Raw genomic sequence first — 12526 nt, forward strand, 5'->3', positions numbered from 1 at the left:
GGAAGACGTCGCTGTCTGCCGGGGTGGTGCAGGGGCAACGCGGGGTGGGGCAAAGGCGGGGCAAGGGGCGGGGCACCGCACTCACTGTCCAGTGTGCGCGGTGCCCCGCATTTCAGTCTGTTACCTACGTAACCCGGTAAGGGCTACAGACCAGGGTAAAGCGGGTGCTTCGCGGCGAGAGTCGCGACCCGGGCCTTGAGGGCGTCGGCGTCGTACGACGGCTTCAGCGCCTCGGCGATGATGTCGGCGACCTCGGTGAAGTCCTCGGCCTGGAAGCCGCGGGTGGCCAGGGCCGGGGTGCCGATCCGCAGGCCCGAGGTGACCATCGGGGGCCGGGGGTCGTTCGGGATGGCGTTGCGGTTGACCGTGATGCCGACCTCGTGGAGGCGGTCCTCGGCCTGCTGGCCGTCCAGCTCGCTGTTGCGCAGGTCGACCAGGACCAGGTGCACGTCGGTGCCGCCGGACAGGACCGAGACGCCGTGCTCGGTGACGTCCGCCCGGACGAGACGCTCGGCCAGGATGCGGGCGCCGTCCAGGGTGCGCTGCTGGCGCTCCTTGAACTCCTCGGTCGCGGCGACCTTGAAGGCCACGGCCTTGGCGGCGATCACGTGCTCCAGCGGGCCGCCCTGCTGGCCCGGGAAGACCGCGGAGTTGATCTTCTTGGCGAGCTCGGCCGTCGACAGGATCACACCGCCGCGCGGGCCGCCCAGGGTCTTGTGCGTCGTGGTGGTGACCACATGGGCGTGCGGCACGGGGGAGGGGTGCAGCCCGGCCGCGACCAGGCCCGCGAAGTGCGCCATGTCGACCATGAGGTACGCGCCGACCTCGTCCGCGATACGGCGGAAGGCGGCGAAGTCGAGCTGACGCGGGTAGGCGGACCAGCCGGCCACGATCAGCTTCGGCTTGGTCTCCTTGGCGAGCCGCTCGACCTCGGCCATGTCGACCTGGCCGGTGGCGTCGTCGACGTGGTACGCGACCACGTTGTACAGCTTGCCGGAGAAGTTGATCTTCATGCCGTGGGTCAGGTGACCACCGTGGGCCAGGTCCAGACCCATGATCGTGTCACCCGGCTTGATCAGCGCGAACATCGCGGCGGCGTTGGCCTGCGCGCCGGAGTGCGGCTGCACGTTGGCGTGCTCGGCGCCGAAGAGGGCCTTGATGCGGTCGATGGCGATCTGCTCGACCACGTCGACGTGCTCGCAGCCGCCGTAGTACCGGCGGCCGGGGTAGCCCTCGGCGTACTTGTTGGTGAGGACCGAGCCCTGGGCCTCCATGACCGCGACCGGAGCGAAGTTCTCCGACGCGATCATCTCGAGGGTGGACTGCTGGCGGTGGAGCTCGGCGTCGACGGCGGCGGCGACATCCGGGTCCAGCTCATGGAGAGGGGTGTTCAGAAGCGACATCGGGAAGATCCTTAGCCTGGGGGCCTGCGGCCTAGGAGCCGGAGAACTCGGTGTACTCGTCGGCGGAGAGCAGGTCCTCCGGCTCCTCGCTCACGCGTACCTTGAAGAGCCAGCCGCCCTCGAAGGGAGCGGTGTTCACCAGCGACGGGTCGTCCACCACGTCCTGGTTCGCCTCGACGACCTCACCGGTCACCGGGGAGTACAGGTCGCTGACGGACTTGGTCGACTCCAGCTCACCACAGGTCTCGCCCGCGGTCACCGTGTCGCCGACCGCCGGGAGCTGGACGTACACGACGTCGCCGAGGGCGTTCGCCGCGTGCTCCGTGATGCCGACCGTCGAGACGCCGTCCTCGACGGCCGACAGCCACTCGTGCTCCTTGCTGTAGCGCAGCTCTTTGGGGTTGCTCATGACTGGGATTCTCCTGTACGCGGGGGAGTGGTGGTGAACGGGGGAGTGGTGCGGGTGGTCACTTGCGGCGCTTGTAGAAGGGCAGCGCCACGACCTCGTACGGCTCATGGGTACCGCGGATGTCGACCCCGACGCCCTCGGTGCCCGGCGCGGCGTGCGCCGCGTCGACGTACGCCATGGCGATCGGCTTGCCGAGTGTCGGGGACGGCGCGCCGGAGGTGACCTCGCCGATCACCTGTCCGCCCGCCACCACGGCCATCCCGGCGCGCGGCACACGGCGGCCCTGGGCGATCAGGCCGACCAGCGTGCGCGGGGGGTTCGTGGCGGCGCGCTCGGCGGCGGCCTCCAGGGCCGCACGGCCCACGAAGTCGCCTTCCTTCTCGAACTTCACCACCCGGCCCAGGCCCGCGTCGAAGGGGGTGAGGGACGTCGTCAGCTCGTGCCCGTACAGCGGCATGCCCGCCTCCAGGCGCAGCGTGTCGCGGCAGGACAGCCCGCAGGGGATCAGGCCCGCCGGCGCGCCGGCCTCGGTCAGCGCCTGCCACAGCTTCTCGGCGTGCTGCGGCTCCACGAACAGCTCGAAGCCGTCCTCGCCCGTGTAGCCGGTGCGGGCGATCAGCGCGGGCACGCCGGCGACGGTGCCGGGCAGCCCGGCGTAGTACTTCAGCCCGTCCAGGTCGGCGTCGGTGAGCGACTTCAGGATGCCGGGCGACTCGGGGCCCTGGATCGCGATCAGCGCGTACGCGTCGCGGTCGTCGCGCACCACCGCGTCGAACCCGGCGGCGCGGGCGGTCAGCGCGTCGAGGACCACCTGGGCGTTGGAGGCGTTGGCGACGACCATGTAGTGGGAAGACCCGGCCTCCCGCTCCTGGAGCCGGTACACGATCAGGTCGTCGAGGATGCCGCCGTCCTCCTGGCAGATCATCGTGTAGCGGGCGCGGCCGACACCGACGCTGCCGATGTTGCCCACGAGCGCGAAGTCCAGGAGGTCCGCGGCCTGCGGTCCGGTGACGGTGATCTCACCCATGTGGGAGAGGTCGAACAGTCCGGCCTTCGTCCGCACGGCGTTGTGCTCGTCGCGCTCGCTGCCGTACCGCAGCGGCATGTCCCAGCCCGCGAAGTCGGTCATGGTGGCGCCCAGCGCGCGATGCACGGCATCGAGGGCGGTGAGGCGGGGGGCAGTGCTCATGGATAGGGCTCCCAGGGCATGGCTCGAAGACGGTCCTCCCCATCTGTCATCGGAACCTGAGAGGTTCACCGTGACCGTGACGTACGCGGGGTACGGGGGGCCTTCGGCTTGCACCTTGGGTGGAGCCGCCACGGCGGCCCGCTTTTCAGATCTGCCTCATCCACGCGGTACGGGGCCTGAGAGATTCAAGGGAGGAACTTGCTCCTTCGGCGCCCGGGCGGGACCCGGGACTCTCCCGCGCGGATTCAAACGGCCGGTATGCGGTTGTGTGCGCACGTGGGTGCGCCGGCGCGCACATCATTGCACGAGGGGTCCGCTCGGCAAATCGCTTGTGCCTTATTACCCGTTCTTTACACTTCTTGGGCAAGGGTCGGAGAGGCCGAACCCCGCGTCCGGCCCGGTCGGCCGGGCCGGATCAGGGAGCGGCCCGCCGCGAGCGGCCGAGGTCGCCGCGGTGCGGACGGACGCACGGCGGAGAAACGAGCCACCGCGGAGCTTTGGCGACTGACGACAACGCCGCCCGGGGATGTCCCCGGGTGGAGCCCTGGGCACCGCGCCAGGGCACGCGAGCACGGCAGGATCAGCCGGACAGGGCCCTAGCAGGGGGAGTGAGCGATGACGTTGCAGCGGTGGGGGTCCCCCCGGCGTGGTCCGGGCGGCGGTGCCTGCGCGACGAGCGGCGCCGTGACGGGAGCGGCCGCCGGCGCGGTCACCGGAGCCGGGCCCGCCGGCCGGGGCGGCGCGGTGCCCGCCGCGGTGTCCGCGCGGGGCCGGTCGGCCGCGCCCGCCGTCCCGCGCGACCTGCGGGACCGGGACGGGCGCTGCCCGCGCGTGCTCGGCTTCGCCGCCGGCGACCTGGTGGTCGTCTCCGGCCTGCCCGGCAGCGGCAAGTCCACGCTGATCGCCCGTACGGCCCACGGGCGCGGCATCGACTCGCAGGACGCCCGGGAGCGGTGGGAGCGGCGGATGCCGCGCTTCCTGCCGTACGCCGTCTACCGCCCGCTCGCCCGGATCGCCCACTACGCCGGCCTGTGGCACGCCCTGCGCTCCGGCGCGAGCGTGGTCGTCCACGACTGCGGTACGCAGGTGTGGGTGCGGCGCTGGCTGGCGCGCGAGGCCCGGCGGCGCGGCAAGGCCCTGCACCTCGTCCTGCTGGACGTCACGCCCGAGGTGGCCCGCGCGGGGCAGCGGGACCGGGGGCGCGGCGTGTCCGGGTACGCCTTCGCGCGGCACCGCAGGGCGGTGGGGCGGCTGGTGCGGGACGCGGAGAGGGGCGTCCTGCCGGGCGGCTGCGCGTCGGCCGTGCTGCTGGACCGCCCGGCGGCCGCGGCGCTGACCCGGATCACCTTCGGCTGAGCGGAACGTTAGGGTGCTGGCGTCGAGAGCACCGCACGGGGGAAGGACGAGGGATCACCAGTGGACACCGCATGGCCGGGCAATGAGCTCGAAGAGGTCCTCGCCGCCTCGCTCGGCAACCCCGCGGCCGGGGGCCGCATCGTCGAGGTGCTCGGCCGCAGCCAGGTCTGGGTTCCCCTGCCCAAGGGCGGCGGGCCCGACAGCCCGGACCTCGACCTGCCGACCTTGGAACTGGACGGCCAGGCGTACGTCCCCGTCTTCAGCTCCCAGGAGCAGTTCCTGCGGTGCGTGGGCGCCCACATGGCGTACACCGTCGCGCCCGCCGTCGAGTTCGCCCGCGGTCTGCCCCCGCAGCTCGGCATCGCCGTGAACCCCGGTGGCGCCGTCGGAGCGCCCCTGCCGCCGGCCGCCGTCGCCGAGCTGTGCCGGGCCGGCCGCACGCCGCTGGACGGACCGGCGAGCGGCGCCCGGGTGCGGCTGTTCGAGCCGGACTGGCAGGAGGACCCGGTGGACTTCCTGTCCGCCGCCGCCGCCGAGTTCGAGGCGACCGGCGTCGTGGTCAGCGCCCGCCGCGCCCTCGCGAGCATCGAGGGCGACGCCCCGACGCTCTTCGTCGGCGTCCAGCTCTCCTCATGGGAGGGCGCCGACCGTAACGTACCGATGGACGCGCTCGGCCGGGCGCTGGGCCGCGTCCAGGTCCCGTGGCCGGTCAATCTGGTCCTGCTCGACGTCGCGCAGGACCCGGTCGGCGACTGGATGCTGGAGAAGGTGCGGCCGTTCTACCAGCGCGAGCGGCCTTGAGCCCGCATAAGCTGGTGCGGTGGATCGAAGAGGGGCGGGACCCAGGGTGAGCGCGCAAGGCACCGCGGCGGCCGGCCAGGCCGCCGGGCACGCGGCCGGGCAGGTCGAGCAGCTGCTGAGCCAGGTGACGCCCGGGCGCTACGACGCGTACGAGGCGCTGCTGGCGGCCCTCGCCGACGGCCCGGTCTGGATGCTGCTCTGGCACGGCCGGGCCGGCTCGCCCGACGCCCAGTACGGCAACATGGAGGTCGACGGCCTGGGGTACGCCCCCTGCGTCACCTCCGCCCAGGAACTCGCCGTCTCCGGCTGGAACCGCGCCCACGAGCTCATCACCGGCCGTGACATCGCCCGCGCCCTCTACCCCGACCGCTGGGGCATCTGGCTCAACCCGCACGCCCCGGGCGGCGGCGTCGGCATCCCCTGGCCCGACCTGCGCCGCATCGCCACCGGACTCGACCGGATGCCCGCCGGGCCGCTCAAGCTGTCCGAACCGGCCCTCCAGGTCCCGCAGTTCTACGCCCTGCTCACGCAGAACGCGCACCGCACCCCCGCGGTCCGCTCGCTGCGCCGCGCCTGGGTGCAGCCGTCGCTCGGCTCGCCGTACCTCGCCATCGGTCTCGACCTGTACGACACGAGCCAGGCGTCCGTGGACGCGGTGCAGGCGATGATGCGTCAGTCGATCGCGGCGGTCCCGGACGGCCTGCCGGTGTCGACGGTCGCGATGTCCGACGAGTACGACCCGGTCGCGATGTGGCTGCGGGCCAACGCCCGTCCCTTCTACGACCGCGAGGCGCACGCCACCGCGCCGATGGTCCCGGGCCCGCCCGGTACGGGGTACGGCTACCCGCCCCGCGGCTGACGCGCCCGCGTGTCCGATTAGGTTCCATACCTGCGGAGTTGGTCCGCTGACACGATCACCGCGTCCGCATAACGGAAGCCACCGGACCGCATCACGGTTGCGCAAACATTCCCGGTGAGGTCTGGCGGGTGATCGTGAACCCATTGAAGACTCCCCCCAATCAGGGGGCGTCGTACATGCGTGCAACGCATTTCCGCACCCTCTGAACGGACCGCACCGCAGACCCGGGCGGCCTGTCGAGCACTGTCGGCGACCGTCGGCACGGGCAAGCACGAGGGACGATGACCGCACCCATGGAGACCACCGGACCGCAGGCCGGAGCACCGCCTGAGGCCGTACTTGAAGGCGTCAAGTCCAAGCAGATCGAAGGCCGTTCACTCGGACGGATCGCCTGGAACCGCTTCAAGCGGGACAGGATGGCCGTCACGGGCGGCGTGGTGGTCATTCTGCTCGTCCTCGTCGCGGTGCTCTCCCGGCCGCTCCAGGCGATGCTGGGCCTCGACCCGAACGCCTTCCAGCAGGACCTCGTCGACCCCAACACCTCCCTGCCCAAGGGTGGTTTCGGCGGAATGAGCTGGGATCACCCGCTCGGCGTCGACCCGAAGTTCGGCCGCGACATCCTCGCCCGCATCCTCGAGGGGTCCTGGGTGTCGCTGGTCGTCGCCTTCGGCGCGACGGTCCTGTCCAACGTCATCGGCGTGGTCCTCGGTCTGGTCGCCGGCTACTACGGCGGTCGTGTGGACACCGTCATCAGCCGGCTGATGGACACCTTCCTCGCCTTCCCGCTGCTGCTGTTCGCCATCGCCATCTCGGCGACCCTCCAGGGTGGCGCCTTCGGACTCGAAGGCCTGCCGCTGCACATCAGCGTGCTGATCTTCGTCATCGGCTTCTTCAACTGGCCGTACATGGCACGTATCGTGCGCGGGCAGACCCTCGCCCTGCGCGAGCGGGAGTTCATCGACGCCTCGCGGGGGATGGGCGCCAGGGGGCCCTACATCCTCTTCCGCGAGCTGCTGCCGAACCTCGTCGGGCCGATCACCGTCTACGCCACGCTGCTCATTCCGACCAACATCATCTTCGAGGCGTCGCTCAGCTTCCTCGGCGTCGGGATCCAGCCACCGCAGGCCTCGTGGGGAGGCATGCTCCGGGAGGCGGTCGCGTTCTTCGAAGTCGACCCGCAGTTCATGCTCGTCCCCGGCCTCGCGATCTTCATCACCGTACTGGCCTTCAACCTGCTCGGTGATGGCCTTCGGGATGCCCTCGACCCGCGCAGCCGCTGAAGGCTGCCGGACCGGGTCCGGTCCCGATCAAGTTTCCGTACAAAAAGGGGAGTTCGACCATTATGCGAAGGTCAGCAGTGGCCGCACTCGCGGTCGTCAGCAGTGCGAGCCTGCTCCTCGCGGGCTGCAGCAAGGCGGACGGCGGCGACGGCGCCAACAAGGGCAACGCCAAGGCCGACGCGGCCACCACCGGTGTCGTCAACGCCTCGGACAAGAAGGGCGGAACGGTCACCTACGCGATGGCCGACGCCCCCGAGTCGTTCGACCCGGGCAACACGTACTACTCCTTCCTCTACAACTTCAGCCGCCTGTACGCGCGCCCGCTGACGACCTTCAAGCCGGGCCCCGGCAAGGGGGGCAACGAGCTGGTCGCCGACCTCGCCGAGGGCATGGGTGTCCCCAGCGACGGCGGCAAGACCTGGACGTACAAGATCCGCAAGGGTGTCAAGTACGACGACGGCACGCCGGTCACGGCGAAGGACGTCAAGTACGCGGTCGAGCGCTCGAACTTCGCGCGTGACGTGCTGTCCAACGGCCCGAACTACTTCCAGCAGCTTCTCGACGACCCCACGAAGTACAAGGGTCCGTACAAGGACAAGAGCGACAAGGGCCTCGCGTCCATCCAGACGCCGGACGACCACACGATCGTCTTCAAGCTCAACAAGCCGTTCGCCGACTTCGACTACCTGGTCAGCGCCCCGCAGACCGCCCCGGTGCCGAAGGCCAAGGACAAGGGCTCGGACTACACCAAGTCCGTCGTCTCCTCGGGCTCGTACAAATTCGAGACCTACCAGGACGGCAAGCAGGTCGTCCTCGTCCGCAACGAGCACTGGGACGCCAAGACCGACCCGCTGCGCAAGCAGTACCCGGACAAGATCGTCCTGAACCTCAAGGTCAACCAGGCCACCATCGACAAGGACCTGATGTCCGGCGACATCATCGCCGACCTCAAGGGCGGCGGCGTCGACGCCCAGACCCAGGCCCAGATCCTGGCCAAGGAAGACCTGAAGGCCAACACCGACAACACCTACGGCGGTCGGCTCGTCTACACGGCGATCAACACCAAGGTGAAGCCGTTCGACAACGTCGAGTGCCGCAAGGCCGTGCAGTACGCCGTCGACAAGGTCTCCGTGCAGACCTCCATGGGCGGCCCGATCCGCGGTGACATCGCCTCCACGGTGATGCCGAACGACCTGCCCGGCCACCAGAAGTTCGACCTGTACCCCACCGAGGGCGACAAGGGTGACGTCGCCAAGGCCAAGCAGCACCTGAAGGCCTGCGGCCAGGAGAAGATCTCCACCTTCATCTCCGCGCGCAGCGACCGCCAGACCGAGGTCGACGCCGCCACCGCCGTCGTCGCGTCGCTGAAGAAGGTCGGCATCGACGCCAAGATCAAGCAGTACCCGTCGTCGAAGTACTTCTCCGACTACGCCGGTGTCCCGTCCTTCACCAAGAAGGAGAACATCGGCCTGCTCATGATGCAGTGGGGTGCCGACTGGCCGACCGGCTACGGCTTCCTCCAGCAGGTCGTGCACGGCAAGGCCATCGGCCAGTCCGGCAACACCAACCTCTCCGAGCTGAACGATCCGGCGATCAACAAGCTGCTGGACGACGCCATCGCCAACACGGACGAGAACGCGCGCAACGCGGCGTACCTGGAGGTCGACAAGAAGACCATGGAGCAGGCGGTCATCGTCCCGCTGGCCTACTTCAAGGTCCTGAACTACCGCTCGCCGCAGGGCACCAACATGGTGGCCTCGGCGGCCTGGAGCGGCCAGTACGACTACCTCAACATCGGCACCACGAAGAAGTAGCCCCGGAAGGCAGGTGAAGGCATTGGTGCCCGCGGGCCCCCGCATCCACGGTGCGGCCCGCGGGCACCGGCGCCGGTCCCCGTGATCTCGTACATCATCCGCCGGCTGATCGCGGCAGTGATCCTGCTGCTGGTCGTCACGGCGGTCACCTTCGGCATCTTCTTCATCCTGCCGAAGCTGGCCGGACAGACCGCCGATCAGCTGGCCCAGCAGTACATCGGCAAGAACCCCACGCCCGAGGACATCGAGGCGGTCAAGCGCAACCTCGGCCTCGACGACCCGGTCTACCTCCAGTACTGGGACTTCATCAAGGGGATCGTCTCCGGCGCCACCTACGAGCGGGGCCCCAGCACCGTCCGGTGCGACATGCCCTGCTTCGGTTACTCCTTCAAGACCAACATGGAGGTCTGGCCGCAGCTCGTCGACCGGCTGCCGATCACCATCTCGCTCGCCATCGGCGCGGCCGTGCTGTGGCTGGTGTCCGGCATCGTCGTCGGCGTCATCTCCGCCCTCAAGCCCGGCTCGTTCTTCGACCGGGCGGCCATGGGCGGCGCGCTCGCCGGCGTCTCCCTGCCCATCTTCTTCACCGCCCAGCTGTTCCTGCTGCTCTTCAGCTACAAGCTGGAGATCTTCGGCCGGACGTACGTCCCGTTCACCGAGAACCCCTCTCAGTGGGCCAACACCCTTTTCCTGCCGTGGTGTTCCCTCGCCCTGCTGTACGCGGCGATCTACGCCCGCCTCACCCGCTCCGGGATGCTGGAGGCGATGAGCGAGGACTTCATCCGCACCGCCCGGGCCAAGGGCCTGCGCGAGCGGCGGGTCGTCGCCAAGCACGGTCTGCGGGCCGCGCTCACCCCGATCGTCACCGTCTTCGGCATGGACATCGGCCTCCTCCTCGGCGGCGCGGTGATCACCGAGTCGGTGTACTCGCTGCACGGCATCGGCGAGTACGCGGTGCAGTCGATCGTCGCCAACGACCTGCCGCCGATCCTCGGCGTCACACTGCTCGCGGCGTTCTTCGTCGTCTTCCTCAACCTCGTGGTTGACCTTCTGTACGCCGTCGTCGACCCGCGCGTGAGGGTGTCATGACCGAACTGTCCAAGACCGGCGCCGTGGTGGACGACCGCTCCGGCACCTCCGAACCGCGCGCCTTCCTCGACGTACGCGACCTCAAGGTGCACTTCCCGACCGACGACGGCCTGGTCAAGTCCGTCGACGGGCTGTCCTTCCAACTGGAGAAGGGCAAGACCCTCGGCGTCGTCGGCGAGTCCGGCTCCGGCAAGTCCGTCACCTCGCTCGCGATCATGGGCCTGCACAGGCTCGGCGCGCGCGGCAAGAACGTCCGCATGAGCGGCGAGATCTGGCTCGACGGCAAGGAGCTGGTGAACGCCGACCCCGACGAGGTACGGCGGCTGCGGGGCCGCGAGATGGCGATGATCTTCCAGGACCCGCTGTCCGCGATGCACCCGTACTACACGGTCGGCAACCAGATCGTGGAGGCGTACCGCGTCCACAACAAGGTGACCAGGAAGGTCGCGCGCGCCCGCGCCATCGAGCTCCTGGACCGCGTGGGCATCCCGGAGCCCGCCAAGCGGGTGGACTCCTACCCGCACGAGTTCTCCGGCGGCATGCGCCAGCGCGCGATGATCGCGATGGCGCTGGTCAACAACCCCGAACTGCTCATCGCCGACGAGCCGACGACCGCCCTGGACGTGACCGTCCAGGCGCAGATCCTCGACCTCATCCGCGACCTGCAGAAGGAGTTCGGCTCGGCGGTCGTCATCATCACGCACGACCTGGGCGTGGTCGCCGAGATCGCCGACGACATCCTGGTGATGTACGGCGGCCGGTGCGTGGAGCGCGGCCCGGTCGACACGATCTTCTACGAGCCCCAGCACCCCTACACCTGGGGCCTGCTCGGCTCGATGCCCCGCATCGACCGGGAGCAGACGGACCGGCTCATCCCGGTCAAGGGCCAGCCGCCGTCCCTCATCAACGTGCCGAGCGGCTGCGCCTTCAATCCGCGCTGCCCGTACGCGGACGTCCCGAAGGGCGGGATCACCCGCACCGAGCGCCCGGAACTGCGTGAGGTGGGCTCCGGCCACTTCTCCGCCTGCCACATGTCGCAGGACGAGCGCACGCGGATCTGGACCGAAGAGATTGCGCCGAAGCTGTGACCAACGAACCGACGCGTACGAACGACACCCTTCTGAAGGTCGAAGGGCTGGTCAAACACTTCCCCATCAAGAAGGGCCTGTTGCAGCGGCGGGCCGGTGCCGTGAGGGCCGTCGACGGCATCGACTTCGAGGTGCGCCGCGGGGAGACCCTCGGCGTCGTCGGCGAGTCCGGGTGCGGCAAGTCGACGATGGGCCGGCTCATCACGCGCCTGCTGGAGCCGAGCGGCGGCCGGATCGAGTTCGACGGCACGGACATCACACACCTGAGCACCGGCGGCATGCGCCCGCTGCGGCGCGACATCCAGATGATCTTCCAGGATCCGTACGGCTCGCTGAACCCGCGCCACACCATCGGCGCGATCGTCTCCGCGCCCTTCCGGCTCCAGGGCGTCGAGCCGGAGGGCGGCGTCAAGAAGGAGGTCCAGGGCCTGCTGGAGCGGGTGGGGCTGAGCCCGGAGCACTACAACCGCTACCCGCACGAGTTCTCGGGCGGCCAGCGGCAGCGCATCGGCATCGCGCGCGCCCTGGCGCTCAAGCCGAGGCTCGTCGTCGCGGACGAGCCCGTATCCGCCCTCGACGTGTCGATCCAGGCGCAGGTGGTGAACCTGCTGGACGACCTCCAGGAGGAGCTCGGCCTCACGTACGTGATCATCGCCCACGACCTGTCGGTCGTCCGGCACGTCTCGGACCGGATCGCGGTGATGTACCTCGGCAAGATCGTCGAGCTGTCGGACCGGACGTCGCTGTACGAGGCGCCGATGCACCCGTACACGAAGGCCCTGATGTCGGCGGTCCCCATCCCGGACCCCAGGCGCCGCCACGCCAAGAGCGAGCGCATCCTGCTCAAGGGCGACGTTCCGTCGCCGATCGCCCCGCCGAGCGGCTGCCGCTTCCACACGCGCTGCTGGAAGGCCACGGAGATCTGCAGGACCCAGGAGCCCCCGCTCCTGGAACTCCAGCCGGGCCGCCGGGTCGCCTGCCACCACCCGGAGAACGCCCCGGACCAGGCCCCCGGCGAGAAGGTCCTCCCCTCGGCCAGGGAGGCGATCGAGGTCGTCGACGCCACCCCGAAGTCGGCACCGGAGCCCCCCGCCTCGCCGAAGCAGCCGTAACGCCCGGGCGCCGCGCCGGGCGCCCGGCCGCCCCACGTCTCCGGCACCGCGCGCCGACGGCGGCCCGCGGCGCCACCGGGGAGGGCCCCTGTTTCCGGGGCCCGGTCGCGCCGCGGTGCGGTCGCG

11 protein-coding genes and 1 riboswitch are annotated in these 12526 nt (G+C 70.2%); of the genes, 8 read left to right on the forward strand and 3 right to left on the reverse strand.

Features of this window, described 5'->3' with window-relative positions:
* Nucleotides 1-143 precede the first annotated feature (143 nt).
* Genes glyA through gcvT form a run of 3 tightly spaced genes read right to left on the reverse strand, consistent with a single transcriptional unit; the run spans nucleotide 144 to nucleotide 3001 of the window.
* Nucleotides 144-1403, reverse strand: a complete 1260-nt coding sequence (gene glyA / locus ABZZ38_RS11340) for a serine hydroxymethyltransferase (RefSeq protein ID WP_356738162.1) — start codon at nucleotides 1401-1403, stop codon at nucleotides 144-146.
* A gap of 31 nt (nucleotides 1404-1434) precedes the next feature.
* Entirely contained in the window at nucleotides 1435-1812 is a 378-nt protein-coding gene (gene gcvH / locus ABZZ38_RS11345) for a glycine cleavage system protein GcvH (RefSeq protein WP_356738164.1), read from the reverse strand.
* A 58-nt stretch (nucleotides 1813-1870) separates the two neighbouring features.
* A complete protein-coding gene (gene gcvT / locus ABZZ38_RS11350; RefSeq protein ID WP_356738166.1) occupies nucleotides 1871-3001 on the reverse strand; it encodes a glycine cleavage system aminomethyltransferase GcvT in 1131 nt (376 codons plus the stop codon).
* 155 nt (nucleotides 3002-3156) lie between these two features.
* Nucleotides 3157-3249, reverse strand: a riboswitch (glycine riboswitch).
* Nucleotides 3250-3616: 367 nt separating this feature from the next.
* Here gcvT and ABZZ38_RS11355 point away from each other — a divergent pair.
* From ABZZ38_RS11355 to ABZZ38_RS11390, 8 genes are all read left to right on the forward strand, one after another.
* Complete coding sequence (locus tag ABZZ38_RS11355; protein ID WP_356738168.1) at nucleotides 3617-4357, forward strand: AAA family ATPase; 741 nt, start codon at nucleotides 3617-3619, stop codon at nucleotides 4355-4357.
* A gap of 60 nt (nucleotides 4358-4417) precedes the next feature.
* The gene (locus ABZZ38_RS11360; protein WP_356738170.1) at nucleotides 4418-5158 is read left to right on the forward strand and encodes an enhanced serine sensitivity protein SseB; all 741 of its coding nucleotides are present in this window, start codon (nucleotides 4418-4420) and stop codon (nucleotides 5156-5158) included.
* A 46-nt stretch (nucleotides 5159-5204) separates the two neighbouring features.
* Entirely contained in the window at nucleotides 5205-6017 is an 813-nt protein-coding gene (locus tag ABZZ38_RS11365) for an enhanced serine sensitivity protein SseB C-terminal domain-containing protein (RefSeq protein WP_356738172.1), read from the forward strand.
* A 281-nt stretch (nucleotides 6018-6298) separates the two neighbouring features.
* On the forward strand, nucleotides 6299-7297 hold the full coding sequence (locus ABZZ38_RS11370; protein ID WP_356738174.1) for an ABC transporter permease: 999 nt from the start codon (nucleotides 6299-6301) through the stop codon (nucleotides 7295-7297).
* Between the two features lie 62 nt (nucleotides 7298-7359).
* Nucleotides 7360-9111 carry an ABC transporter substrate-binding protein gene (locus tag ABZZ38_RS11375; RefSeq protein ID WP_356738176.1) on the forward strand — a complete coding sequence of 584 codons (1752 nt, stop codon included), beginning with the start codon at nucleotides 7360-7362 and terminating at the stop codon, nucleotides 9109-9111.
* An 81-nt stretch (nucleotides 9112-9192) separates the two neighbouring features.
* A complete protein-coding gene (locus tag ABZZ38_RS11380) occupies nucleotides 9193-10200 on the forward strand; it encodes an ABC transporter permease (RefSeq protein ID WP_356738178.1) in 1008 nt (335 codons plus the stop codon).
* Nucleotides 10197-11288: an ABC transporter ATP-binding protein gene (locus ABZZ38_RS11385; protein ID WP_356738180.1), complete on the forward strand. Its 1092-nt coding sequence runs from the start codon at nucleotides 10197-10199 to the stop codon at nucleotides 11286-11288. The genes ABZZ38_RS11380 and ABZZ38_RS11385 overlap by 4 nt, the downstream gene beginning before the upstream one ends.
* Nucleotides 11285-12400, forward strand: coding sequence for a dipeptide ABC transporter ATP-binding protein (locus ABZZ38_RS11390; protein ID WP_356738182.1), 1116 nt, complete (start codon nucleotides 11285-11287; stop codon nucleotides 12398-12400). The genes ABZZ38_RS11385 and ABZZ38_RS11390 overlap by 4 nt, the downstream gene beginning before the upstream one ends.
* Nucleotides 12401-12526 lie beyond the last annotated feature (126 nt).

This window comes from Streptomyces sp. NPDC006368 (assembly GCF_040612535.1).
In the GTDB taxonomy this organism is placed as follows: Bacteria; Actinomycetota; Actinomycetes; order Streptomycetales; family Streptomycetaceae; genus Streptomyces.

Bases quoted from the DNA above. Each gene is read 5' to 3' on its own strand.
- glyA (WP_356738162.1), bottom strand. From the start codon at position 1,403: ATGTCGCTTCTGAACACCCCTCTCCATGAGCTGGACCCGGATGTCGCC.
- gcvH (WP_356738164.1), bottom strand. From the start codon at position 1,812: ATGAGCAACCCCAAAGAGCTGCGCTACAGCAAGGAGCACGAGTGGCTG.
- gcvT (WP_356738166.1), bottom strand. From the start codon at position 3,001: ATGAGCACTGCCCCCCGCCTCACCGCCCTCGATGCCGTGCATCGCGCG.
- ABZZ38_RS11355 (WP_356738168.1), top strand. From the start codon at position 3,617: ATGACGTTGCAGCGGTGGGGGTCCCCCCGGCGTGGTCCGGGCGGCGGT.
- ABZZ38_RS11370 (WP_356738174.1), top strand. From the start codon at position 6,299: ATGACCGCACCCATGGAGACCACCGGACCGCAGGCCGGAGCACCGCCT.
- ABZZ38_RS11375 (WP_356738176.1), top strand. From the start codon at position 7,360: ATGCGAAGGTCAGCAGTGGCCGCACTCGCGGTCGTCAGCAGTGCGAGC.
- ABZZ38_RS11385 (WP_356738180.1), top strand. From the start codon at position 10,197: ATGACCGAACTGTCCAAGACCGGCGCCGTGGTGGACGACCGCTCCGGC.